Source organism: Halorubrum sp. 2020YC2, assembly GCF_018623055.1.
Taxonomy (GTDB): domain Archaea; phylum Halobacteriota; class Halobacteria; order Halobacteriales; family Haloferacaceae; genus Halorubrum.
In genome coordinates, this window is sequence record NZ_CP076019.1 from 1,035,981 (window position 1) to 1,058,542 (window position 22,562).

Below are 22,562 nucleotides of genomic sequence, written 5' to 3' on the forward strand. Positions count from 1 at the left end.
CGCCGCCCGTCCTCGGTTTCGGGCCTCGACAGGCTTTTTTGGGCTTCGGTACCACACCTCGTTTCCGGTGAACGGTCCCCTGCGATCCGACGCCTCCCGGCGACCAGATGCGCCCCGACCGAATGTCACGAGACCACGACGCGACGGACGACGCCGACGAATCGGGTCGAGGGAGCGACGCCGACGCCCCGGCCGCGGACGCGACGCCGGCCGTCGTCGCCGCGCGGGCCGACGGCGAGCCGCCGGACACGACGGAGATCCGTGAACTGGCCGTCGCGGCCGGCTACGCGGTGGTCGGTGAGGTCAGCCAGCGCCGCCGCGAGGACCCGACGTACGGCCTCGGTCGCGGGAAGGCCGAGGACCTGATGCGGCTCGCGGCCGACGTCGGCGCCGAGGCAGTGATCTACGACGGGGGGTTATCGCCCGGCCAGACGTTCTCGCTGGGCGACCTCCTTCCGACCGGGACCGCGGTGATCGACCGCCCGCGGCTCGCCTTGGAGCTCTTCGCCGGCGCCGCCGACTCCCGGGCCGCCGACAGACAGCTGGAGCTGGCGCGGCTGCGCTACGAGCTCCCCCGACTCCGGGAGGCCGTCGCCCGCGACGCGAGCGAGGACGTGCGGCTCCGACCGGAGGGGGACGGCCGCGTCCGCGACGTCGAGAGGCGCATCGAGTCCGCGGAGCGCGCGCTCGACGAAATCGCGGACGACCGGGCGGCGCGGCGGGCGGAGCGCCGGGACGCCGGCTTCGACCTGGTCGCCGTCGCGGGCTACGCCGACGCCGGCAAGTCGACGCTCGCGCGGCGACTCGCCGGCGAGGTCGACGACGAGGAGGCGTTCGCGGCCGCCGACCGCCCGTTCGAGACCCTCTCGACGACGACGCGGCGGGCGACGATCGGCGGCCGACGGACCCTGCTCACCGACACCGTCGGCTTCCTCGACGGGCTTCCGCACGAGGCGCTGCGCTCGTTCCGGACGACCCTCGACGCGGTCCGGGCGGCGGACTGCGCGCTGCTCGTCGCGGACGCGAGCGACGACCCCGCCGACCTCCGGCGGAAGCTCCGGGCGTCGCTGTCGGCCGTCGAGGCGACCGACGGTCCGGCGATCCCCGTGCTGTCCAAGGCGGACGCGGCCGGAGCCGACGGACTCGCCGCCGCGGTCGAGGCGTACGAGGACGCCGTCTCCGACCTCGACCCCCGGGAGTCGCCGGTCGTCGACGCCCTCCGCGCCCCCGTCCCGGTCAGCGCGCGCGACGGGACGGGCCTCGCTGCCCTCGCAGACGCGGTGGCGGACGCGCTCCCGACGGCGACGGCGACCGCGGAGGTCCCGAACGGCGGCGACGCGCAGGCCGCGCTCTCGTGGGCGTACGACCGGGGCGTCGTCGCGGGCGTCGACTACGCGGGTGAGACGGTTGCCGTTGACCTCGCGGGACGCCCCGACGTCGTCGCGGAGGCGGAGCGGCGGCTGGCGGACTCCGGCTCGTCGCCGTGAGCGGCCGGCCGCCAAGACCACCCTTAAGCCCGACGGCCACCGACTCCCGGGCATGCAGCCACGGGATCTCTCCGATCACTCGCCGTACGTGCCCGGGCGGGGCGTCGAGGAGGTCGCCCGCGAGCGCGGGATCGACCCCGACGACCTCATCAAGCTCTCTTCGAACGAGAACCCGCACGGCCCGAGTCCGGCGGCCGTCGAGGCGATCCGCGACCACGCCGACCGGGTGAACCAGTACCCGAAGTCCTCGCACACCGACCTCACCGCGAGGCTCGCGGAGAAGTGGGACGTCGACGACGAGCAGGTGTGGGTGTCGCCGGGCGCCGACGGCTCGATCGATTACCTCTCGCGGGCCGCCCTGGAGCCGGGCGACGAGGTGCTTGTTCCGACCCCCGGCTTCGCCTACTACGCGATGTCGTCGCGGTATCACCACGGGGAGGTGTCCGAGTACGACCTCTCCCCCGCCGACGGCTTCTCGCAGGACGCGGAGACGGTCTTGGCCGCCTACGGCGGCGAGCGGATCGTCTACGTCACCTCGCCGCACAACCCCTCCGGCTCGACGATGCCGCTCGACGAGGTGGAGGCGATCGCGGACGCGACCGCCGAGGAGACGCTCGTCGTCGTCGACGAGGCGTACGGCGAGTTCTCGGACGTCGACAGCGCGATCCCGCTCGTCGACGGGCGCGACGACGTGGCGGTCCTGCGCACCTTCTCGAAGGCGTACGGCCTCGCGGGGCTCCGGATCGGCTACAGCGTGGTCCCCGAGGCGTGGGGCGAGGCGTACGCCCGCGTCAACACGCCGTTCGCGGCAAACGAACTGGCCTGCCGGGCCGCGCTCGCCGCGCTCGACGACGACGACCACGTGGAGCAGTCGATCGAGACGGCCCGCTGGGCCCGCGAGTACATCGCGGCCGAACTCGACGCCCCGACCGTCGACTCCGCGGGGAACTTCGTCCTCGCCGCGGTCGGCGACGGCGAGCACGTCGCAGAGGCGGCCCAAGAGCGCGGCGTGATCATCCGGGACTGTACCTCGTTCGGCCTCCCGGAGCACGTCCGGATCTCGACGGGCACCCGCGAGGAGACCCGCGAGGCGGTCGACCTGCTCAACGAGACGCTGGCCGACCTCGGACTCGGTGTCAGCGCGTGAGCGACCGCTCCGACGCCGAAGCCGCGGCGGGCGCCGAGACCGCGGCGGACGCCGAGACCGCGGCGGACGCCGAGACCGCGGTGGACGCCGACGCCGGCGCCGACCGTGCCCGCGCCGACCGCGTCGCGGTCACGGGCACCCCCGGGACCGGGAAGTCGACCGCGACGGCGCTGCTCGAAGGCGAGTACGACGTGATCCACCTCAACGACCGGATCAAGTCGGACGACGACCTCTGGACCGAGCGCGACGACGACCGCGACACGCTCGTTGCCGACCTCGACGCGGTCCGCGAGGACCTCGGAGACTGGTCCGGCGTCCTCGACTCCCATCTCGCGCACCGGTTCGACGTCGACCGCGTGGTCGTCCTGCGCTGTCGCCCGGAGGCGATCGACTCCCGGCTCGAAGCGCGGGGCGAGTCGCCCGAGACCGCCGCGGAGAACGCCGAAAGTGAGGCCCTCGACGTGATCCTCTCGGAGGCGGTCGACGAGCACGGGGTCGAGAACGTCTACGAGGTCGACGCCACCGACCGCGACCCCGAGGCGGTGGCGGACGCGATCCGCGCGGCGGTCGAGGGGGAACGCGAGCCGAGCGCGGGCACCGTGGACTTCATCGATTATATATGAGCCGGCCGCGAGCGTCGGGACGTTAGATGACCCTCGACCAGTACCGCTCCGTGGCGGACCGCCTGCTCGGCCCGTGGGTGTCGGCGGCCGACAGGCTCGGTCTCTCGCCCGACCAGGTGAGCGTGCTCGCCTTCCTCGTCGCGGTCGGGGCCGCCGCCGCCTTCGCCGCCGGGTCGGCGCCGCTGTACGCGGCCGGCGCGCTGCTCGTCCTCCTCAACGGGTGGCTCGACGTGGTCGACGGGGCGCTCGCCCGCCATCAGGGGGTCGCCTCCGACGGCGGCGACTTCCTCGACCACGTCCTCGACCGCTACGCCGACGTGGCGATCATCGCCGGGTTCACCGCGGGGATCGAGGCGTACGCGCTCGGCTTCGCCGCCGTCACCGGCGTCCTCCTCACCTCCTACCTCGGCACCCAAATCCAGGCGGTCGGCATCGGCCGCGAGTACGGCGGGCTCCTCGGGCGGGCCGACCGGCTCGCGCTGTCCGGTATCGTCGGCGTGGTCGCCGCGATTTACGCCGCGCCGGTCGTCGCCGGGCTGAACGTCGTCGGCCTGCTGCTCGCGCTGTTCGCCGTCGTCGGCCACCTCACCGCGGTCCAGCGGTTCCTCGGCGCTTGGAGCGACCTCTGAGCGACCGTGTCGGCGATGGGCGACGGGTCATCGCTGAACCGCGAGCACGGGAGCGTTCGCGTGCCGGACGACCTCGTCGGTGATGCTGCCGAAGACGATTCGCTCCGCTCCGCTCCGGCCCTTCGTGCTCATCACCACGAGGTCGATCGCGTTCTCTTCGACGTACTCCGCGATCACCCTCGCGGGACTGCCGAACTCGACTGCGATCGTCGCCTCGACCCCATCGGGCGCGGTCTCCGAGACGATCCGTTCGGCCGCCGAGACCCGGTCGGCGCGCCGCTCGTCGAGTTCCGTCTCGTCGCGTCCGGCGGTTCCGAGTCCGCTGGCGAGTTCAACGATCGAGAGGACGTGTATCTCCGCGTCGTACCGCTCCGCATGACTGAACGCGTGTTTCGAGGCGCGGATCGTTGCCTCGCTGCCGTCGGTCGGAAAGAGGATTGTCTCGTACATGCTGTGTAAGGCGTTAGGGTCTCGGTAGTCGTCGTTTGAACCGCGATAGTCGAGTCACTGTCGGCGGGCGATGAGCGCGGCGTCGGCGAGCACGTCGTGGCCGATCGGCACGAGGTGAACGACCGCACCGATCGCGAAGATATTCAGGGTGACGAACGCGCGCAGTGGACCGAGGCTCCCAGCGAGGAGCCCGAGCGTCGCCACGCCCGTGACCGCGTAGACGACGCGTTCTTGTTGCCGTATCTGCGGGCTCTCCCAGTTGTACAGCGCCGTGATGAGGTAGCCGATCCCGATCGCCGCGAGCCACGGGTGCCAGTACGCGTACCGTTCCACGGCGGGCGGAACGACCCCGACGAGGGCGCCGACGTTGACCACGGTCGCAGCGACGTTCAGGCCGCCCCAGATCAACCAGACGCGGTTCCGGCGCACGGTCGGTGACGTGTAGGTCACGCCGAAGAAGACGATCCCGGCGGTCAACACGATCCAGACGGCGACGATCGACTGGACCAATCCGAAGGGAGCGAGGCCCGGGTTCCGACTGAACGCCCAGGAAAGCCCCCACCCGACCACACCTTCGAGGAATCCGAACAACAGCAGTCCGTCTCCCGGGAGCGGTGGCGACAACAGGCGTCGGAAGTACAGTGTCAACGCGACCCGCGACCGGCGGAGCCGACCGGGTCGATCCGTCTTCTCACCGGTCATGAGCGCCCTGTCCTCTCTGGTCGGCAGTCGGCGATCCTCGCCCCCTCTCGGAGACACGAATCGTACATAACCGTGTAACGCACGGCAGACAGAAATGATCGGGGGTCGTGCGGCGGCGCTCGGAGACGCCCGTGCGGCCGCCGGCGCCTGACGCGACCGCTATCCGCCCGCTCTGACCCCGACTCCTTCAGAACGGCGCGTCGGTCGAGCGACCCCGCCCACTCGCACCTCCCGTTCCTCCCGTCGGGTTCGATCTGACTCCGGCCCCGTCGTCCGACTCGGCCTCTACGTCGCCCGTTTCGAGGTACGCCGACTCCAACTCTGCGAGCCGGTCGTTCACCGCCTCGCTCTGGTTGTGCATCGGGGCCGCGCGGACCCGGACGAGGTCGTACTCGTGGCGGTCGGAGAGCCCGTTCCACGCCCGGAACGCGCCGATCGTCAGCGTGTGCGTCTGCGGGCAGAACGCCGTCGTCGGCGTGAACTCGGCGCGGAGGACGCGGTCGACGCCGCCGTCGAAGGCGGCCGCGTCGACGTCCGCGGGATGGACCGCGTCCGGGGCGTCGCCGCGCTCGACGGCGTAGCGGAACCCGGCGTCCCCGTGGCGCGTATCGAGGTTCAGCCGCGCGAGGTTGTAGTCGAACGTCATGTCGTACACCTTCCGCTCCTCGAAGCAGTCGCGGGTGAGCCGGTGGAACGCGAGGTGGTCCGCCCCCGCGAGGACGTCGTGGCCGTCGAGGAACGCGCCCGGACGCGGGAGGTCGTCGTCGACGAACTCGTCGTAGCCGTCGAACAGGTCGTCGTCGTCGGAGCCGAAGGGAGACGGGAAGCCGGGCATGTCTGCTGTTTGTCGTCCCGTCGGGGTACCCCTGACCCCGCAGATGTTCGGGACGTCCTCGCACGGTCCGAACGAACCCGCCGACGCGTCCCGTCGCCGTCGACCGCGAGACGAGGGATCAATTTAAAAGCGTCCGGTCGGAACGGGAGGTATGCCCACTTTCGAACTGAACCTCTCGGACGACGTGTACGCGGAGTTTCAGCAGCTGGCCGAAGAGGAGTTCGTCACCGAGGAGCAGGCGGCGGAGGACCTCATCGCGTCCGGCATCGAGGCGTACAACGTGAGCGTCGTCGACGACGACCGGCGCGACGAGATGCTCGACGGCGCCGAGAACAACATGTTCGACACCGCCGAAGACCCGGGAAGCATCGAAGACGACCGGCTCTGAGTCGCCGCGCGTCCCGCCCTCGTTTTGCGTCCGTCCCGGCTCAGTAGCCGAGGTCCAACAGCCGGTTGGCCGAGAGCGTCGCCAGCCCGAGCGCCATCACGCAGGCGAGCAGTCCGAACGCGACGGCCCAGCCCGTGGCGTCGGAGACGGCGCCGACGACGACGCTGCCCGACGCGCCGGTCACCATGTACGCGGTCCGGACGAGGCCGAAGCCGGCGCCGCGCTCTTCGTCGGACAGCAGGTCCATGAACCGCGACTGGACCGGCGCGCCCCACGACATCGCCAGTCCGACCAGACCGACCGCCGGGACCACCGCGAAGAGATCCAAGTCGAGCGTCGCGGCCGCGACGAGGCCCCCGTAGCCGAGGACGCCGGCCCCCATCGTCACCATCGCGGTGGCGTCGCGGCCGATCCGGTCGGACACCGCCCCGGTCACCGGCTGGGTGCCGCCGTGGACGAGGAAGTACACGGAGAACAGCAGCGCCGACAGCGCGCTCGACAGGCCGGTCCCGACCTCTAGGAACGTCGGGAGGAAGGAGGCGGTCGCCTGCCACGTGAACGCGCCCATCGTCGCCAGCGCGGTCGTGTAGAGGATCCGCGGCCGCGAGAGCAGTTCTGCCAGCGGCCCGAGCGCGAACCGCTCGCCCATCGGCTGGTCCGGGCGGAGCGGCTCGGTCGGCTTGACCCGCCACGCGAACAGGGCGAACACCGGGACCGCGACGACGGCCCCGAGGAGGACGCCCGCGCGCCAGCCGTACCGCGACCCGACCAGCGCGGCGGCCGGCGGGGCCGCCAAGCCCGCGAGCGGCCCGCCGGCGACGTGGACGCCGACCGCCCGGCCGGTGTTGTCGAACTGCCGCGTGAGGAACGTCGTCGCGACCGAGTAGTGAAGCCCGGCGCCCGCGCCGAGCGCCGCCGCGAACAGGGCGAACGCGGCGATCGACGGCGACGCCGCGAGGAGGACGGAGGCGACGGCGGTGGCGCCGACCGCGGTGAGGATCACGCGCCGCTCGCCGTACCGGTCGCCCAACACGCCGGAGGGGAACTGCGCCAGCGCGTAGGTGAGCCACATCCCGCTGAGCGCGAGGCCGACGGTGCCGTTGGTCACGCCGAACTGCGCCGTGATATCCGGGACGAGCGGGCTGACGACAAGTCGCGCCACCATCGTCCCCGTGAACGCGAGCGTACAGAGCGCGAGCGCCGTGTGTTCGTACCGCCAGTTCACGGTCGCCGTACCTGATACGGGTCAAAGCGGCTTCCGATCGCGGTCGGACGGGCCGGTAGCTGACTCGGTCGGGCGGGCCGGTAGCTGACTCGGTCGGGCGGGCCGGTAGCTGACTCGGTCGGGCGAGCCGGGGATTCCTCGGGCACACGGACCGAGGCCCCCCGACCGCACGGGCCGGGGCCTATTCCGCCGCGAACCGGACCGGGTAGTCGGTGAGGTTCTCGTGGCCGTCCTCGGTGACGACGACGAGGTCCTCGATCCGGACGCCGCCCACGTCGGGGTCGTAGAGGCCCGGCTCGACGGTGATCACGTGACCCGGCTCCAGCTCGCCGCCGCCGCTCGCGAGCCGCGGCGACTCGTGGACGTCGAGGCCGATCCCGTGGCCGGTCGAGTGGATGAACCCGGTCTCCGTCTCCGGGTCGGTGCGGAACGTCGGCTCGCCCGCCTCCTCGTACACCTCGCAGGCGGCGGCGTGGACGTCCTCCCCGGTCGCGCCCGGCTCGACGGCGTCGAGCGCGGCGTCCAGCGCGCGCTCGGTGAGGTCGTACCACTCGCGGAGCGCCTCGGCCGGCTCCCCGACGCAGAACGTCCGCGTCATGTCGGCGTTGTACTTCGTCGCCTTCGAGCGCGGGAAGATGTCGACGATGATCGCCTCGTCCGCTCGCAGGGGCCCGGAGCCGCGGTCGTGGGGGTCCGCGGCCTGCGAGCCGCCGGCGACGATCGTCTCGTCGAGCGCGCAGCCGTGTCGCAGGAGCGTCACCTCTATCTTCTCGGTCACCCGCTCGCTGGTGAGCGGCTCGCCCTCGTGAAGCAGGACGCCGGGCTCGACGACGCCGTCCGCGGGGGCGTCCTCCCCGGCCACGTCGGCGCCGGCGATCAGGTCCTCGGCCGCTCGCATCGCCGCCTCGTTCGCCTTCTGCGCCTCGCGGATCGCGTCGATCTCCTCGTCGGTCTTCACCGCGCGGACCTCCTGAAGCCGGTCGTCGGTGTCGACCGCGACCTCGATACCGCGCTCGCGGAGGGCGTCGGCGGTGCCGACCGGGCCGCGCGGGGGCATCGAGACGGAGTCGATCCCCTTGTCGCGGACGAACTCGGCGTACATGTCGTTGCGGGCCTCGCGGCCGCCGTACTCGTAGCCGTAGTCGGCGTGCCGCTCGACCGTGTCGGCGGACGCCTCGGTCGTCGCGCGGCCGTACTCCAGCCCGCTGACGAGGACGTGGACCTCGCCGTCCGCGTACAGCGTGAGGAACGGGTCCGGACCGGTGAACCCGGAGAGGTACAGCTGGTTGGCGTCCTCCTGCGAGGCGTCGAACAGGTAGCCGTCCGTGTCGAGGGCCGCGAGCCGGTCGTCGAGTCGCGCTCGGTTCATGTCGGACCATGCTCGGGGGACGCTCAAAGCGGTTGCCCTCGCGGAACCCGCTGGCAGCGCGGCCGCCGCCGGCGACCCGCGAAACGCCTATATATTATATCCCGCTCAGCCACCGGGACTTTCGCTCTCGACCACCTTCCGCTCGACCCCTCGAAAATACCGAGTCTTACAGGGTTGTACACTTCGTTTTCGGGCGTGTCTCCGCGGTACCAAACACGCGAACATTTAAGTATTTGGGTCACTTACCCGAAGGTGAGGAAAACGCCGAGATTCGTCCCTCGGTTCCGTTGTTCCCTCCAGTACCAAACCAATGAGCGAGAACCTTCGAACGTACACGGCAGAGACCGTCGACGACGAGAGCGAGACCGAGTCGGAAACCGAGGAAGAGGAGCTTCGGTGTCCCGAGTGCGGCGGCCAGTTAGCGACGGACACGGAACACGGCGAGACCGTCTGCGTCGACTGCGGGCTCGTCGTCGAGGAGGACGAGATCGACCGCGGGCCGGAGTGGCGGGCGTTCGACTCCAAGGAGAAGGATAACAAGTCGCGGGTCGGGGCCCCGACGACGAACATGATGCACGACAAGGGGCTCTCGACGAACATCGGCTGGCAGGACAAAGACGCCTACGGCAAGTCGCTGTCCAGCCGCCAGCGCGAGAAGATGCAGCGGCTGCGGACGTGGAACGAGCGGTTCCGCACCCGCGACTCCAAGGAGCGCAATCTCAAGCAGGCGCTCGGTGAGATCGACCGCATGGCCAGCGCACTCGGCCTCCCGGACAACGTCCGCGAGACCGCTAGCGTCATCTACCGCCGCGCGCTCGACGAGGACCTGCTCCCCGGTCGCTCCATCGAGGGCGTCTCGACGTCGTCGCTGTACGCGGCCGCCCGGCAGGCGGGAACGCCGCGCAGCCTCGACGAGATAGCGGCCGTCTCCCGGGTCGAGAAAGACGAGATCGCCCGGACGTACCGATACGTCGTCCGCGAGCTGAAACTGGAGATCCAGCCCGCGGACCCCGAGAGCTACGTCCCGCGGTTCGCCTCCGACCTCGGCCTCTCGGACGAGGCCGAGCGCCGCGCCCGCAGCCTGCTCGACACGGCGAAGGAACAGGGGATCCACTCCGGGAAGTCGCCGGTCGGGCTCGCCGCCGCCGCCGTCTACGCCGCCTCACTGCTCGTCAACGAGAAGGTGACCCAGAGCGAGGTGAGCGAGGTCGCGAACATCAGCGAGGTCACCATCCGAAACCGGTACCACGAGCTCCTCGAGGCCGAGGACTCGGTCGCGCTGAACTGACGTCCCTCTTCTGACGCCCCTCTTCTGACGTCCCTCTTCTGACGTCCCTCTTCTGACGCCCCTCTTCTGACGCGTCTCGCTCTCGTCTCGGCGTTCGTCCGAGCCGAAACCGCGAAGGCGACGCGTCGCCACCCGAACCCATGGAGACGACGCGTCACTTCACCGCGACGACGTACATCGTCAACGACGGGGCGACCGCGCTTCACGAGCACGAGCGGCTGGGAATCAGGCTGCCGCCCGGCGGCCACGTCGACCGCGACGAACTCCCACACGAGGCCGCGCGCCGCGAGGTCCGCGAGGAGACGGGGCTGAACCCCGAGCTGATCGCGACCGAGTCGTCGATTACGGGCCCGAACACTCGCGGCCTTCCGGAGCCGGCGCACCTCATGCTCCACGACATCAACGTCCACGAGGACGGCTCGGTCGGCCACCAGCACGTCGACCACCTCTACTACGCGCGGGTCGACGACCGTGCGATCGCCCCCGACGGCGACGACGAGGTCGACCCGGAGCGCTGGCGTTGGTACGCGCCCGCCGAACTCGCGGCGAGCGACCTCCCCGAGGACGTCGTCGACCTCGGCCGGGAGGCGATCGCCGCTGTCGACGACGACTGATCGAGGGTCGTCGCGGCGTCAGACGGCCGTCTCACGCTCCGGAAGGTATTTGAGGCGGTGTTGGCGACGTAAACCCAAGGATGGACGCACAGCGAAGGGAAGCGATTGCCGAGTGGGACGACCGCTCGTTCTCCGACGGGTTCGCGGGGCTCGGACGGGTCGTCAGCGACGGGTTTTCCGGCGCGGCGACGGACGGGACCGGCTGGCTCTTCCTCGTCGACGGGCAGGTCGTCGGCGTCGTCGACGGGACGCTCGACGCCTTCGCCGACGCCTCGGGGACGGTCTACCGGGCCCCGGACGACGCGCTCCCCGTGCTCTTCGCGATGCAGGAGCTGGGCGGCGAGCCGCGGGCGAAGTACTACACCAACGACACGCCGCTGACCGAGGCCGACCGCAAGCTCTCGCAGGGGGGGTTCACCGGCTACATCGAGCTGTCGGAGAACGTCCTCTCCGGCGACTACTACGTCGCCTACACGGGCGGCGAGTCGATGGCGGCGGCGTACGTCGGCAACGCCCGACGGCTGGAGACCGGCGACGAGGCGTTCGACCTCGCCGCCGACGAGGTCGGCATCTACACCGTCTACGAGGTCGACCTCGACGTTCGGCCGCTCCCGGACGGGGACGGCGCGAGCGACTCCGCGGCCGCGACCGACGCCGACGGCGCGTCCGACTCGGGCGCCGCAACCGACGCGGACGCGGACCCGAGCGACGCGGACGAGAAGCCGGCCGCCGGCGTCGAGGACGTCGGAATCGACCGCGAGGCGGAGGACGGCGACGAGGGGGAGCCGGCGACCGAGGACGACGCCGGCACCCCGACGGACCCCGCTGCCACCGGTCCGACCGACGGCCGAGGTTCCGACCCGGCGGGGTCGGCCCGGAACGGCGGGGCGACCGCGGCGGACCGCTCGAACGGAGCCGAAGCCGGGGGCGTCCCGGCCGACGACGCGGAGGCGGGCGGCGAGGCCGGCGACGCCGACGGGGCGGGACCGGCCGCGGTCCGGATCGAAGACGACGACGGCGCCGGTCAAGTCCCCGCCGACTCGCGCGGGGTCGACCCGGACGCCGCCGACGCGCCAGACTCCGAGGATGTCTTCTCGGAGGAGGCCGAGTGGCGCGAACAGAAGTCGATCCCGGCGCTCGACCCCTCCGAGGCGGGCGACGAGGACCGTGCGACGGACGACCGACGCGACGCGTCGTCGCAGCGCTCTCGGTCGGTCGACGAACGCGCTCGGTCCGAGCGGGGCTCGTCGGGAGCGAACGGCGGGTCGCCGTCGCCCCGTTCGACCGGGCGGTCGGCGTCGACGCCGTCGGCGGTCTCGAAGCGCGACGCGGGCGGTGGTGCGACTGGCAGCGCGGACCAGGATCGGATCCGGAAGCTCGAAACCGCCCTGGAGGAGACCGAAACGGAGCGACAGTCGCTGGCCGACGAGGTCGAGCGGCTTGCGGCCGAACGCGACGAAATCGGGGCCGAGCGCGACGATCTGGCCGACGAAGTCGAGCGGCTCGAGGCCGAGACCGACGACCTCAGAGAGGAGCGCGACCGGCTTCGCCGCGAGCTCTCGAACGCGAAAGAGCGGCTCCCGGACGCGGAGCGGACGCTCACGCCCCCCGAGGCGCGCAACGGGACGAACCTGTTCATCAGGTACGAGTCGAAGGAGGGTGCGACGCTGGCCGACGCTCACGAGGGAGGCGTCGACCGCGAGGCGCTCCGCGAGAACCTGCGGGTCGAACACCACACGAGCTTCGAGACCGACGGGCTGGCGGTGGACGGGCGGCCGTTCGAGGAGTTCCTCGAGGACACCATCGAGTACGGGTTCACCCGGTGGCTCGTCGAGGACCTCCCGTTCGAGGTCCGCGGGACCGGAAACGAGGGGAAGCTCCGCGACCTCTACGACGCGCTCCCCGAGATCGACCGCGCCGAGATCGGGGGGACCGTGTCGATCCAGCTCCGGGAAGGCGGCGAGGAGACCCGCGAACAGCGGGCGTTCGATCTCGTGTTGCGCGACCGGATGGGACATCCCCTGTTCGTCGCCGACCTGAACGACAGCCGGGACCCCACGGCGGAGGGGACGCTGGAGTCGCTCGTCGAGAACGGACGCGACGTCGCGGACTCGAACGAGACGTTCGCCGGCGCGTTCGCGGTGACGGAGAGCTTCTTCGAGCCGGGCGCCTTAGAGACCGCCAGCGACGCGGTCGGCGGCGGCCTGCTCAGCCGGTCGAAACGAGCGAGCTTCGTGAAGCTATCGCGCAAGCGGGGGTACCACCTGTGCCTCGTCGAGGCGCGCGACGGCGGCTTCCACATGACGGTCCCCGACCTGTAGGCGTCTCGAAGTCGGCGTCGCGCACGGAGAGAAAACGCTGCGTCGTCGTCGGGCGAAATCGAAAGCGGCGTCAGTTCTCGAGTTCGGCGGCGTCGTCGATCCGCATGGAGCCGAGCTTGTCGACGGTCTCGTCGAGCTTCTCGTCGAGTTCGTCGACGAACTCGTGGGTCCGCTCCGTGGTGATCGCGCCCTGACTGGACGGCTCGATGAGGTTCTCCTCTTCGAGGACGCGAAGCGAGTACCGCACCTTGTGGTGCGGGTAGCCGGTCTCGTTCGACATCTTCACGATGCCGATCGGCTCGTTTTCGATGACCATCCGCAGGACTTGGAGGTGACGTTCCAGCATGTCTACCTCCTTCTCTAGTCGATCTATCATGGCACATGTTAACTCGTCATGCCCCCGTTTAAAAGTTGCTGTCGGCGGCCGGGACGGCGGCCGCGAACCGCGTGACCGAACGCTTCGACGTGCCAGTAATTAACGTGTTCGATCGCGGCACGGCGGACGTCCCTTCGTCGCCGCGGACGGCGGGAACGCGGGCGCCTTCGGTCGAAACGGGGACGATACACGAACGAGGGTATCGGCAGCGAAGCGGCTCAAGTGTGATCCACCTCCGTGGTGGTCTCGCGGTCACAGACCGTAATCGGTTTTACCCCCCGCGGGGAACCGGCAGGTCGTATGACACTCACCATCGTCGGCTCCCAGCTCGGCGACGAGGGCAAGGGCGCGCTCGTCGACCGATGGGGAGGGGACGCGGACGTCGTAGTCCGTTATCAGGGCGGCGACAACGCCGGCCACACCGTCGTCGAAGGCGGCGCGGAGTACAAGCTCTCGTTGGTTCCCAGCGGCGCGGTCCGGGGAACCGTCGGAATCTTAGGCAACGGCTGCGTCGTCAATCCGAAGACGCTGTTCACCGAGATCGACGACCTCCGCGAGCGCGGACTCGACCCGGACGTGCGCGTCGCCCGCCGCGCGCACGTCATCATGCCGTACCACCGCGTGCTGGACGGGATCGAAGAGGAGGTCAAGGCCGACGAGGACGCCGGCGACGAGGTCGGCACGACCGGCCGCGGCATCGGCCCGACCTACGAGGACAAGGCCGGGCGCCGCGGGGTCCGGATCGCGGACCTGCTCGACCCCGACGCGCTCCGCGACAAGCTGGAGTACGCGGTCCCGCAGAAGCGCGCGCTCGTCGAGGACGTGTACGGACTCGACGTCGACGCCGCCGACGACCGCGCCGCCGCGTTCGACGTCGACGCGCTCCACGAGGAGTTCGCCGCCATTGGCGAGCGCCTCGCCGACGAGGGGATGACCGTCAACTGCTCCGACTACCTCCACCGCCGCCACGAGGCGGGCGACGAGATTCTCTTCGAGGGCGCACAGGGAACGCACATCGACGTCGACCACGGGAACTACCCGTTCGTCACCTCCTCGAATCCGACCGCCGGCGGCGCGGCCGTCGGGTCCGGACTCGGCGTCACGACGGTCGGTGACGGCGAGGTCGTCGGCATCGTGAAGGCGTACCTCTCGCGAGTGGGCGAGGGGCCGCTCCCGACCGAACTCGACGGCGACGCCGACGAGGAGGCGCTCGCGGACGAGATCCGCGAGAAGGGCGGCGAGTTCGGGACGGTCACCGGCCGTCCCCGCAGGATCGGCTGGCTCGACCTCCCGATGCTCCGCCACGCCGCGCGCGTCTCCGGGTTCACGGGGGTCGCGGTCAACCACGTCGACGTGCTCGCCGGACTCGACGAGCTGAAGGTGTGTACGGGGTACGAGCTAGAGGGAGAGGAGCTCGACACCGTCCCCACCACCACCGACCGGTGGGAGCGCTGCGAGCCGATATACGAGACGCTCGACACGTGGGAGCCGTTCGACTCGGCCGCGGTCGCGGAGGCGGGCTACGACGCCTTACCCGAGGCGGCCCGCGAGTACCTGGAGTTCCTCGCCGCCGAGATCGACACCCCGGTGTACGCCGTCGGCGTCGGGCCCGACCGCGAGGAGACGGTCGAACTGACGAACCCGTTCGAGGAGTAGCGTCGCGCCCGACTTCCGGATCCGACCGCGGCGTGCGGACGGCTACCGCGGACGGCCGACGCTTTTGTGAGTCGAAGGCGATCCCCGAGACATGGCCGAGCCCTCCACCGGTCCCTCAGACGGCGCGCAGTCCGCTCCCGAACCGATCTTCGAACGCACGTTCGCGCACCTCTCGCGGCTGCTCCCGCTCGCGCTCGTCCCACTCGCGACCGCGCTGTTGAACGCGAGCGACCTGCTGGCGGCGTCGCGGACGAACGGGATCTCGATCCGGGCGTCGTTCCCCGTCTACCGGTACGACCTCTGGAGCTTCATTGAGTCGCCGACCGGCGGCGGGCTGTCGGTGTCGGTCCCGTTCGGCACCGTAGAGTCGGTCGCGCTCCTCGCCCCGCTGCTCGGCGCGTACGTCGTCGTCTCGGGCGCGCTGAGCGCGGGCTACTTCGGCGCAATCGCCGAGGGGATCACGACCGGGCAGTTCGACTTCGCCGCGGGCGTGCGCCGGTTCGGTGTCCGGATGATTCTCCTCGAAGCAATCGCTATCGTCGGGTTGGCGGCCGTCTTCCTCCCGCTGCTCATCGTCCCGCCGCTGTTCGTGGCCGCGGTTCTCGCGGCGCTCGTGCTCTCGTACCTGTTTTTCCCGACGGTGTACGTCCTCGCCTTGGAGGACCGCGGCATCGAGTCCGCAGCCCGGCGGGCGCGCGAACTCACGGCCCGTCGCCAGCCCCTTGGCTTCTTCCTCGCCGTCGCACTCGTCACGGCGCTCTGTTCGGTTCCGCTGAGCCTCCTGACGCACGCTGGGCCCGCGGGCGCCCTGCTCGCTGCGGTCGTCGCCGCGCCGCTGGGGCTCGGGTTCAACGTCGCGACCGCGCTGAAAGTCGCCGAGATGGCCGACGTGGAGACGGTCGAGTGAGCCCTAGACCGGGGTGAGCCGCCCGTTTCTTACTGCGGGTCGATCCCGTTCAGCGCGGCTAGGTCCTCGTCGGCCAGCGACAGGTCCGCGGCCGCGAGGTTCGATTCGAGGTGTTCGACGCTCGACGTGCCCGGGATCGGGAGCGTCACGTCGGAGTGGTCGAGCAGCCACGCGAGCGCGACCTGTCGGGTCGTCGCGTCGCGCCGCTCGGCCACCTCGTCGATGGCCTCGGCGGACTCCTCGTCGTCGACCGCGTACATCGGTCCCCACGGGATGAACCCCACGCCCTTCTCCTCGCAGGCGGCCAGCACGTCCTCGTCGTCGCGGTGGCCGACGTTGTACCGGTTCTGGACCGTGGCGACGTCGACGATATCCGTGGCGGTCTCTAACTGCTCGACGGTGACGTTCGAGAGGCCGACGTGCGCGACCTGCCCGGCGTCTTTCATCTCCGCGAACGCGTGGACCGACTTCTCGAAGTCGGTGTCCGGGTCCGGGCGGTGGAACTGGTAGAGGTCGATCGTGTCGGTTCCCAGCCGGTCGAGGCTACACAGCACCTGGTTCTTCAGGAAGTCCGGGTCGCCGTGGGGGAGCCACTCGCCCTCGCGGTTGCGGATCAGGCCGGCCTTCGAGGCGACGACGGCGTCGTCGGGGTCGCCGAGCGCCTCGCCGATCAGCCGCTCGGAGGCGCCCGGCCCGTAGGAGTCGGCGGTGTCAATGAAGTCGACGCCGAGGTCGACCGCGCGCTTGAGTACTTCCTTCGCGTCGTCTTCGTCCTCGGGGCGGCCGATGATGTCCTCGCCCGTGATCCGCATCGCGCCGAAGCCGAGGCGGTTGACGGTCAGTTTGCCGCCGACGTCGAACGTCTCGCTCCTGCCGGTGATCTCCGAAGCCATGAGCGACCGATCTCGCGCCACGCGGAAAGCCGTGCGGATGCCGGAAGGCGACGCGTCGCGGCCGTGACGAGCGCGACGCGCGGTTCGCCCGTGTTGCGCCCGTCGCTACTCATAAACCGCCCCCGCGTAATTTACGAGTATGGACGCCGAGCGCGAGGTACTCGACGTGTTGGCGCGGAACGCCCGCGAGGACATCGACGACATCGCGGCCCAGACGGGCCTCGACGCGGACGCGGTCGCGGACGCGATCGACGCGCTGGAGGGCGACGGCGTCGTCCACGGCTATCAGGCCGTCGTCGACTGGGACCGCGTCGAGGAGGGGAAGATCCGCGCGGTCGTCGAGATCAACGTCGAACTCGACCGCGAGACGGGGTACGAGCAGGTGGCCGACCGGATCGCGAAGTTCCCCGCGGTCGACGCCTTACACCTCGTCTCCGGCGACTACGACTTCGCCGTCGAGGTGCTCGGAGAGAACATGCAGGACGTCTCCGAGTTCATCTCCGAGCAGGTCGCGCCGATGCCGGCGGTCACCCAGACGGTGACCCACTACATCATGGAGACGTACAAGGACGGCGGGATCCGGTTCGAGGACGGCGACGACGACGACCGCCTCTCCGTGTCGCCATGAGGCTCTCGGACCGCGCGAACACCCTGCCGGAGTCGGGGATCCGGAAGTTCTTCGAGCTCGCGGAGGCGCGCGACGACGTCATCTCGCTCGGGGTCGGGGAGCCGGACTTCTCTGCGCCGTGGGCCGCCCGGACCGCCGCGATCGACTCGCTCGAACGCGGGAAGACCTCCTACACCGCGAACCGCGGGATGGCGGCGCTCCGCGAGCGAGTCGCCGCCCACCACGAGCGCTACGACCAGTCGTACGAGCCGGAGTCGGAGGTCCTCGTCACGACCGGCGCGAGCGAGGCGGTCGACCTCGCCTTCCGGGCCTTGGTCGACCCGGGCGACACCGTCGCCGTCCACGAGCCGACGTACATCTCCTACGGGCCGGGGATCGAACTCGCGGGCGGCGAGCAGCTGACCGTCCCCACGCGCGCCGCGGACGACTTCGCGCTCACGCGGGAGTCGCTGGAGGCCGCCGGCGCCGCCGAGGCCGATCTGCTCGTGCTCTGTTACCCGAACAACCCCACGGGCGCGACGATGACCGACGAGGAGTTGGCCGAGGTGGCGGCGTTCTGCCGCGACGAGGACCTCCGCGTGGTCGCGGACGAGATATACGCCGCGCTCACCTACGGGACCGATCACGCGTCGATCGCCACGCAGCCGGGCATGCGCGAGCGCACGGTGGTCGTCAACGGTTTCTCGAAGGCGTACGCGATGACCGGCCTGCGGCTGGGGTACGCGCTGGGTCCCGCGGAGGCGGTCGACGCGATGAACCGGATCCACCAGTACACGATGCTGTCGGCGCCGACGACGCCGCAGTACGCCGCCATCGAGGCGCTGGACCGCTGCGACGACGAGGTCGGGGAGATGGTCGAGGAGTACAACCGCCGGCGCCGGCTGATCGTCTCCCGGTTCAACGAGATGGGGCTCGACACGTTCGAGCCGGGCGGCGCGTTCTACGCGTTCCCGGAGTGCGACGGCGACGACGAGGCGTTCGCCGAGGAGCTCCTGGAGGCGCAGGGGGTCGCGGTCGTCCCCGGTTCCGTCTTCGGTGAGGGCGGCGAGGGGCACCTCCGCGTCTCGTACGCCACCTCGATGCGCGAGTTGAAGGAGGCGACCGACAGGATCGCGGCGTTCGTGGAGGGCCGATGACCGAGTTCGCGGGAGGACGATGACCGAGTTCGCGGGAGGACGATGACCGAGTTCGTCGCGGGCCGATGATCGACAGGATCTGGCACGGCTGGACGACCCCAGAAGACGCTGACGAGTACGAGCGGCTGCTCCGCGAGGAGATCCTCCCGTCGTTCGCGGCGGCGGACAACGACGGCTACCGGGGCGCTCGCGTCCTCCGGCGCGAAGGCGACCCCGAAGTCGACGGCGACGAGGTCGAGTTCGTCACGGTCCTCCGGTTCGACTCGTTCGAGTCGGTAACGGAGTTCGCGGGCGAGGCGTACCGGGACGCGCACGTTCCGCCCGCGGCCCGCGAGGTGCTCGAACGATACGACGACCGCGCGCGCCACTACGAGGTGCGCGAGGAGCGCGAGTACTGAGCGGCGCCTTTCTGCGTCCCCGCCGCCGCGACCGCGAACGCGCGAACCGTAAACGAACAACTCCTCGTAAATTTATCGGCGTTCGCCAACGATTATCACGTTCGATCCGGATCTACCGGCCATGGAGTTCCAGCTAACGGACGAACAGAAGCAGCTGCGCGAGGAGGTACGGAAGTTCGCGGACGAGGAGATCCGACCGGTCGCCACCGAGTACGACGTCGAGGAGGCGTACCCCCACGAGGTGATGGACAAGGCGGCCGACATGGGACTGTTAGCGCCGCACGTCCCGGTCGAGTACGGCGGGATCGGCTACTCCTCGCTGGAGAACGCGATCCTCACCGAGGAGCTGTTCGCGGCCGACCCGGGGATCGGGCTCTGTATCTCCAGCGCCGGGTTCGGCGCGGAGGCCCTGATGGAGTTCGGCACGGAGGACCAGAAGGAGCGCGTCCTCCCGGAGGTGACCGCGGGCGACGCGGTGATGGGGTCGGCCATCTCGGAGCCGCAGGCGGGGTCTGACGTGACCTCGGTCGCGACGCGCGCGGAGAAGCGCGAGGCGCGCAGCGCCTCGGAACGGAGCGGCAGCGCCGCGGAGAAGGACGGCGACGAGTGGGTGATCAACGGCTCGAAGATGTGGATCACGAACGGCACCGTCGCGGACTACTTCGTCGTCGTCTGCGAGACGGACCCCGAGATCGACGACCGCTACTCCGGCTACTCGCAGATCCTCGTCGAGGGCGACCGCGACGGCCTCACCCGCGACAAGATCACCGGGAAGCTCGGGATCCGCGCGAGCGACACCGCGGAGCTGCGCTTCGACGACGTCCGGGTGCCCGAGGAGAACCTCATCGGGCAGCGCGGGATGGGCTTTCTCCAACTCATGCAGTTCTTCGACGAGACCCGCACCGCGGTCGCCGCGCAGGGCGTCGGCATCGCCCGCGGCGCGGCCGAGCGCGCCTTGGAGTACGCCGAGGACCGCGAGCAGTTCGACCGCCCGATCAGCGACTTCCAGGCGATCAAACACAAGCTCGCGGAGATGTACACCAACACCGAGGCGGCCCGGTGGCTCACCTACCGCTCCGCGTGGGCCGTCGACAACGAGGCCGGCGACCTGACCGCGCTCGCGTCGATGGCCAAGGAGTTCGCCTCGCGGACCGCGGTCGAGGTGGCCGACGAGGCGGTCCAGGTCCACGGCGGCGCCGGCTTCGTCAACGACCACGACGTCGAGCGGCTCTACCGCGACGCGAAGATCACCCAGATCTACGAAGGCACCACCGAGATCCAGAAGAACATCGTCGCCCGCGAACTGCTCGACGAGGGGATGTAGGTGGGGCGAGTCGGAGCGCCGGCGGCCTGCGACCGGTACGTAAAAGCTACGAGGGGGCGTACGTTCTCGCCATGAGCGACCACGCGGACGCCGAGGGGGCGGACGCCGACGCGGTCGACGGCGCGACCTTCGACGCGGGCGAGGAGCCGGACCCCGAGGAGCGTCTCAAGCGCCAGCGCGACGACCTCCGGCTGCTGAATCAGGTGATGCGCCACGACATCCGCAACGACCTGCAGCTCGTGAGCGCGTACGCGGAACTCCTCGACGACCACGTCGACGAGGAGGGGAGAGAGTATCTAGAGGTGATAAAGCGGAACACCCAGAGCGCCGTCTCGCTCACCACGACGGTCCGCGACCTCGCGGAGGTGATGCTCCGGGACGACGCCGAGCCGAGCCGCGTCGCGCTCGACCGAGTCCTCTCACAGCAGGTCGAGGAGGTCCGCTCCGCCTACTCCGAGGCCGTCTTCACCGTCGAGGGGTCGTTCCCCGAGGCGGCGGTGGTGGGCGACGAGATGCTGAGCTCCGTGTTCCGGAACGTCCTGCGCAACGCGGTCCAGCACAACGACGAGACACCGCCGAAGGTGACGGTGTCCGCGTCGGTCGAGGCGGTCGACGGCGTCGCCGAGGTCCGGATCGCTGACAACGGCCCCGGTATACCCGAGGGGCAGCGCGACGAGGTGTTCGGCAAAGGCGAGAAGGGACTCGACAGCCCCGGCGCCGGGATCGGACTCTATCTGGTCCGCTCGCTCGTCGAGATATACGGCGGCGACGTGTGGATAGAGGATAACGAGTCGAAGGGCGCGGTGTTCGTCGTCCGGCTGCCGCTCTGCGAGGAGTGATACTCAGCAGCCGCGACGGCGATCACTTATAACGAACAACGCGGTGGCGCGTGCCGACGAGCGCCGCACCGCGGCGCGAGTCGCACGCGCGAGGTCGCCGGCGGCGAAGCCGCCGGCTGCCAGAGAATCTTCGATTCTCGCTGGAGTCGGCCGACCGAAGCGGAGGGAGGCCGACGAGGCTGGGGAGGTGTGAGGTGCGTCGCTGTGCGGGGCGGAGTGGGACTCAAAGGGGCAGCCGCGAGGCGGGCGCAGGCGAAGTAAGGACCACAACGAGGGAGCGAACGAAGTGAGCGACCGAGTGAGGACCGCAGCGAGCGTGCGCCCGCCTTGCGGCTGGGGCTTTGAAGATGTTTACCACCGATCCACCGGGACCCGTTTATAAACGAGCGACTGGAGCTTTGGAGGAACTCACCGCCGAGTTACTGACAACGATTTATAAGCGAACGGCTGGAGATTCGGAAGTCTTCGTTGCGTCGTCGTTCGCTTACATATCGCAGATAGCGGTGCCCGAAATCGATTTATAAACGCCTTCTCCCGTCTTGTCCGGCGAACCGAGTTATTCGTCGTCGTACTCCATCGCGACCGAGTTAATACAGAAGCGCTTCCCGGTGGGCTCGGGGCCGTCGTCGAACACGTGGCCCAGATGGGAGTCGCAGTTCGCACACCGGACCTCGGTGCGGCGCATCCCGTGGCTGGTGTCCACCGTCGTCGTCACGGACTCCTCCTCGGCGGCGTAGAAGGCGGGCCAGCCGCAGCCGGACTCGTACTTCGTCTCGGCCTCGAAGAGGACGGTGCCGCAGGCCCGACAGCGGTACTCCCCGTCGTCGGGATGGTGGTCGACGTACTCGCCCGAGAACTTCGCCTCCGTGCCGCTCTCGCGCAGCACGCGGTACTCCTCGTCGGAAAGTCGCTCGCGCCACTCCTCGTCGGTCAGCTCGCTCGGATCGCGCTCGTCGGTCTCGCTCATACCTCCGATACGCGCCCCACGGCCAAGGGGGTTGCGGCGGTCGGGGCGGCCGCGACGGCGCGTCGGTGTCGACCCAACTGATTTCACCCTCGCGGCGGATCAGTACCCATGACACGAGAAGTCACGCACGAGGAGCGCGGGCCGGCGGTGCTCGACGACGACGACAAGGGCGACGACGGCCTCATCTACGTCTGTCAGTGCGGGCTCTCCGACTCGCAGCCGCTCTGTGACGGGTCGCACAACGCGACGACGGACGAGGGAGACGAGGTCGTTTATAAATACGCGAACGACGACGCGGACGGGGAGCGCCGCGAGGTCGACGAGGTCGTCTACGCCGACGAGTAGCCGCGTTTCGCCCTC

At 70.2% G+C, this 22,562-nt stretch carries 24 protein-coding genes; 16 read left to right on the plus strand and 8 right to left on the minus strand.

All coding sequences use genetic code 11. The features are described 5' to 3' along the window. Positions 1–122: 122 nt before the first annotated feature. The 4 genes from KI388_RS05090 to KI388_RS05105 all read left to right on the plus strand — a co-directional run bounded on the left by KI388_RS05090 (position 123) and on the right by KI388_RS05105 (position 3,886). Positions 123–1,487, plus strand: a complete 1,365-nt coding sequence (locus tag KI388_RS05090; RefSeq protein WP_215088283.1) for a GTPase — start codon at positions 123–125, stop codon at positions 1,485–1,487. Between the two features lie 52 nt (positions 1,488–1,539). Beyond that, positions 1,540–2,634: a histidinol-phosphate transaminase gene (gene hisC / locus KI388_RS05095; protein WP_215088284.1), complete on the plus strand. Its 1,095-nt coding sequence runs from the start codon at positions 1,540–1,542 to the stop codon at positions 2,632–2,634. An 80-nt stretch (positions 2,635–2,714) separates the two neighbouring features. Next, positions 2,715–3,257, plus strand: a complete 543-nt coding sequence (locus KI388_RS05100) for an adenylate kinase family protein (protein ID WP_215088738.1) — start codon at positions 2,715–2,717, stop codon at positions 3,255–3,257. A gap of 26 nt (positions 3,258–3,283) precedes the next feature. Beyond that, positions 3,284–3,886 carry a CDP-alcohol phosphatidyltransferase family protein gene (locus KI388_RS05105; protein ID WP_215088285.1) on the plus strand — a complete coding sequence of 201 codons (603 nt, stop codon included), beginning with the start codon at positions 3,284–3,286 and terminating at the stop codon, positions 3,884–3,886. Between the two features lie 27 nt (positions 3,887–3,913). Here the strand turns inward: KI388_RS05105 and KI388_RS05110 are convergent, their stop codons facing one another. The 3 genes from KI388_RS05110 to KI388_RS05120 all read right to left on the minus strand — a co-directional run bounded on the left by KI388_RS05110 (position 3,914) and on the right by KI388_RS05120 (position 5,873). After that, on the minus strand, positions 3,914–4,336 hold the full coding sequence (locus tag KI388_RS05110) for a universal stress protein (RefSeq protein ID WP_215088286.1): 423 nt from the start codon (positions 4,334–4,336) through the stop codon (positions 3,914–3,916). Positions 4,337–4,390: 54 nt separating this feature from the next. Beyond that, on the minus strand, positions 4,391–5,038 hold the full coding sequence (locus tag KI388_RS05115) for a hypothetical protein (RefSeq protein WP_215088287.1): 648 nt from the start codon (positions 5,036–5,038) through the stop codon (positions 4,391–4,393). Between the two features lie 187 nt (positions 5,039–5,225). Next, on the minus strand, positions 5,226–5,873 hold the full coding sequence (locus KI388_RS05120) for a hypothetical protein (RefSeq protein WP_215088288.1): 648 nt from the start codon (positions 5,871–5,873) through the stop codon (positions 5,226–5,228). A gap of 151 nt (positions 5,874–6,024) precedes the next feature. Between KI388_RS05120 and KI388_RS05125 the strand changes: the two genes are divergently transcribed. Beyond that, positions 6,025–6,261, plus strand: a complete 237-nt coding sequence (locus KI388_RS05125; RefSeq protein ID WP_215088289.1) for a hypothetical protein — start codon at positions 6,025–6,027, stop codon at positions 6,259–6,261. A 40-nt stretch (positions 6,262–6,301) separates the two neighbouring features. On the opposite strand, the gene KI388_RS05130 is transcribed toward KI388_RS05125, so the two are convergent. Further along, positions 6,302–7,486, minus strand: a complete 1,185-nt coding sequence (locus KI388_RS05130; protein ID WP_215088290.1) for an MFS transporter — start codon at positions 7,484–7,486, stop codon at positions 6,302–6,304. Between the two features lie 181 nt (positions 7,487–7,667). Continuing rightward, positions 7,668–8,855 carry a Xaa-Pro peptidase family protein gene (locus KI388_RS05135; RefSeq protein ID WP_215088291.1) on the minus strand — a complete coding sequence of 396 codons (1,188 nt, stop codon included), beginning with the start codon at positions 8,853–8,855 and terminating at the stop codon, positions 7,668–7,670. 310 nt (positions 8,856–9,165) lie between these two features. On the opposite strand from KI388_RS05135, the gene KI388_RS05140 reads away from it, so the two are divergent. The 3 genes from KI388_RS05140 to KI388_RS05150 all read left to right on the plus strand — a co-directional run bounded on the left by KI388_RS05140 (position 9,166) and on the right by KI388_RS05150 (position 13,078). Then, positions 9,166–10,143: a transcription initiation factor IIB gene (locus KI388_RS05140; RefSeq protein ID WP_215088292.1), complete on the plus strand. Its 978-nt coding sequence runs from the start codon at positions 9,166–9,168 to the stop codon at positions 10,141–10,143. Between the two features lie 140 nt (positions 10,144–10,283). Next, the gene (locus KI388_RS05145) at positions 10,284–10,757 is read left to right on the plus strand and encodes an NUDIX domain-containing protein (RefSeq protein WP_215088293.1); all 474 of its coding nucleotides are present in this window, start codon (positions 10,284–10,286) and stop codon (positions 10,755–10,757) included. Positions 10,758–10,837: 80 nt separating this feature from the next. Further along, entirely contained in the window at positions 10,838–13,078 is a 2,241-nt protein-coding gene (locus tag KI388_RS05150) for a hypothetical protein (RefSeq protein WP_215088294.1), read from the plus strand. Between the two features lie 70 nt (positions 13,079–13,148). Here the strand turns inward: KI388_RS05150 and KI388_RS05155 are convergent, their stop codons facing one another. Then, a complete protein-coding gene (locus KI388_RS05155; RefSeq protein ID WP_004045854.1) occupies positions 13,149–13,454 on the minus strand; it encodes a hypothetical protein in 306 nt (101 codons plus the stop codon). A gap of 300 nt (positions 13,455–13,754) precedes the next feature. Between KI388_RS05155 and KI388_RS05160 the strand changes: the two genes are divergently transcribed. Together KI388_RS05160 and KI388_RS05165 are read left to right on the plus strand one after the other, a co-directional pair. After that, a complete protein-coding gene (locus tag KI388_RS05160; protein ID WP_215088295.1) occupies positions 13,755–15,110 on the plus strand; it encodes an adenylosuccinate synthase in 1,356 nt (451 codons plus the stop codon). A gap of 91 nt (positions 15,111–15,201) precedes the next feature. Then, positions 15,202–16,017, plus strand: coding sequence for a hypothetical protein (locus tag KI388_RS05165; RefSeq protein ID WP_215088296.1), 816 nt, complete (start codon positions 15,202–15,204; stop codon positions 16,015–16,017). A 29-nt stretch (positions 16,018–16,046) separates the two neighbouring features. Here KI388_RS05165 and KI388_RS05170 read toward each other — a convergent pair whose 3' ends face one another. After that, entirely contained in the window at positions 16,047–16,910 is an 864-nt protein-coding gene (locus tag KI388_RS05170) for an aldo/keto reductase (RefSeq protein ID WP_215088297.1), read from the minus strand. A 139-nt stretch (positions 16,911–17,049) separates the two neighbouring features. Between KI388_RS05170 and KI388_RS05175 the strand changes: the two genes are divergently transcribed. The 5 genes from KI388_RS05175 to KI388_RS05195 all read left to right on the plus strand — a co-directional run bounded on the left by KI388_RS05175 (position 17,050) and on the right by KI388_RS05195 (position 21,235). Further along, positions 17,050–17,538 carry an Lrp/AsnC family transcriptional regulator gene (locus tag KI388_RS05175; protein ID WP_215088298.1) on the plus strand — a complete coding sequence of 163 codons (489 nt, stop codon included), beginning with the start codon at positions 17,050–17,052 and terminating at the stop codon, positions 17,536–17,538. After that, positions 17,535–18,674: an aminotransferase class I/II-fold pyridoxal phosphate-dependent enzyme gene (locus KI388_RS05180; RefSeq protein ID WP_215088299.1), complete on the plus strand. Its 1,140-nt coding sequence runs from the start codon at positions 17,535–17,537 to the stop codon at positions 18,672–18,674. The genes KI388_RS05175 and KI388_RS05180 overlap by 4 nt, the downstream gene beginning before the upstream one ends. Before the next feature lie 65 nt (positions 18,675–18,739). After that, positions 18,740–19,072: an antibiotic biosynthesis monooxygenase gene (locus tag KI388_RS05185; RefSeq protein WP_215088300.1), complete on the plus strand. Its 333-nt coding sequence runs from the start codon at positions 18,740–18,742 to the stop codon at positions 19,070–19,072. Positions 19,073–19,193: 121 nt separating this feature from the next. Further along, positions 19,194–20,396 (plus strand): acyl-CoA dehydrogenase family protein, encoded by a 1,203-nt coding sequence (locus tag KI388_RS05190; protein WP_215088301.1) that lies wholly within the window; start codon positions 19,194–19,196, stop codon positions 20,394–20,396. 71 nt (positions 20,397–20,467) lie between these two features. Next, positions 20,468–21,235 carry a HAMP domain-containing sensor histidine kinase gene (locus KI388_RS05195; RefSeq protein WP_215088302.1) on the plus strand — a complete coding sequence of 256 codons (768 nt, stop codon included), beginning with the start codon at positions 20,468–20,470 and terminating at the stop codon, positions 21,233–21,235. Between the two features lie 556 nt (positions 21,236–21,791). Here the strand turns inward: KI388_RS05195 and msrB are convergent. Then, a complete protein-coding gene (msrB, locus tag KI388_RS05200) occupies positions 21,792–22,202 on the minus strand; it encodes a peptide-methionine (R)-S-oxide reductase MsrB (RefSeq protein ID WP_215088303.1) in 411 nt (136 codons plus the stop codon). A gap of 108 nt (positions 22,203–22,310) precedes the next feature. Between msrB and KI388_RS05205 the strand changes: the two genes are divergently transcribed. Next, complete coding sequence (locus KI388_RS05205; protein ID WP_215088304.1) at positions 22,311–22,547, plus strand: CDGSH iron-sulfur domain-containing protein; 237 nt, start codon at positions 22,311–22,313, stop codon at positions 22,545–22,547. Positions 22,548–22,562: the final 15 nt, after the last annotated feature.

What these genes read in the sequence shown, in the direction of transcription:
- KI388_RS05165 (WP_215088296.1), top strand. Translation starts at nt 15,202, where the DNA reads ATGGCCGAGCCCTCCACCGGTCCCTCAGACGGCGCGCAGTCCGCTCCC.
- KI388_RS05125 (WP_215088289.1), top strand. Translation starts at nt 6,025, where the DNA reads ATGCCCACTTTCGAACTGAACCTCTCGGACGACGTGTACGCGGAGTTT.
- KI388_RS05155 (WP_004045854.1), bottom strand. Translation starts at nt 13,454, where the DNA reads ATGATAGATCGACTAGAGAAGGAGGTAGACATGCTGGAACGTCACCTC.
- KI388_RS05090 (WP_215088283.1), top strand. Translation starts at nt 123, where the DNA reads ATGTCACGAGACCACGACGCGACGGACGACGCCGACGAATCGGGTCGA.
- hisC (WP_215088284.1), top strand. Translation starts at nt 1,540, where the DNA reads ATGCAGCCACGGGATCTCTCCGATCACTCGCCGTACGTGCCCGGGCGG.
- KI388_RS05115 (WP_215088287.1), bottom strand. Translation starts at nt 5,038, where the DNA reads ATGACCGGTGAGAAGACGGATCGACCCGGTCGGCTCCGCCGGTCGCGG.
- KI388_RS05180 (WP_215088299.1), top strand. Translation starts at nt 17,535, where the DNA reads ATGAGGCTCTCGGACCGCGCGAACACCCTGCCGGAGTCGGGGATCCGG.
- KI388_RS05190 (WP_215088301.1), top strand. Translation starts at nt 19,194, where the DNA reads ATGGAGTTCCAGCTAACGGACGAACAGAAGCAGCTGCGCGAGGAGGTA.
- msrB (WP_215088303.1), bottom strand. Translation starts at nt 22,202, where the DNA reads ATGAGCGAGACCGACGAGCGCGATCCGAGCGAGCTGACCGACGAGGAG.
- KI388_RS05175 (WP_215088298.1), top strand. Translation starts at nt 17,050, where the DNA reads ATGGACGCCGAGCGCGAGGTACTCGACGTGTTGGCGCGGAACGCCCGC.
- KI388_RS05145 (WP_215088293.1), top strand. Translation starts at nt 10,284, where the DNA reads ATGGAGACGACGCGTCACTTCACCGCGACGACGTACATCGTCAACGAC.
- KI388_RS05135 (WP_215088291.1), bottom strand. Translation starts at nt 8,855, where the DNA reads ATGAACCGAGCGCGACTCGACGACCGGCTCGCGGCCCTCGACACGGAC.
- KI388_RS05195 (WP_215088302.1), top strand. Translation starts at nt 20,468, where the DNA reads ATGAGCGACCACGCGGACGCCGAGGGGGCGGACGCCGACGCGGTCGAC.
- KI388_RS05140 (WP_215088292.1), top strand. Translation starts at nt 9,166, where the DNA reads ATGAGCGAGAACCTTCGAACGTACACGGCAGAGACCGTCGACGACGAG.
- KI388_RS05185 (WP_215088300.1), top strand. Translation starts at nt 18,740, where the DNA reads ATGATCGACAGGATCTGGCACGGCTGGACGACCCCAGAAGACGCTGAC.
- KI388_RS05120 (WP_215088288.1), bottom strand. Translation starts at nt 5,873, where the DNA reads ATGCCCGGCTTCCCGTCTCCCTTCGGCTCCGACGACGACGACCTGTTC.
- KI388_RS05105 (WP_215088285.1), top strand. Translation starts at nt 3,284, where the DNA reads ATGACCCTCGACCAGTACCGCTCCGTGGCGGACCGCCTGCTCGGCCCG.
- KI388_RS05170 (WP_215088297.1), bottom strand. Translation starts at nt 16,910, where the DNA reads ATGGCTTCGGAGATCACCGGCAGGAGCGAGACGTTCGACGTCGGCGGC.
- KI388_RS05150 (WP_215088294.1), top strand. Translation starts at nt 10,838, where the DNA reads ATGGACGCACAGCGAAGGGAAGCGATTGCCGAGTGGGACGACCGCTCG.
- KI388_RS05110 (WP_215088286.1), bottom strand. Translation starts at nt 4,336, where the DNA reads ATGTACGAGACAATCCTCTTTCCGACCGACGGCAGCGAGGCAACGATC.
- KI388_RS05205 (WP_215088304.1), top strand. Translation starts at nt 22,311, where the DNA reads ATGACACGAGAAGTCACGCACGAGGAGCGCGGGCCGGCGGTGCTCGAC.
- KI388_RS05160 (WP_215088295.1), top strand. Translation starts at nt 13,755, where the DNA reads ATGACACTCACCATCGTCGGCTCCCAGCTCGGCGACGAGGGCAAGGGC.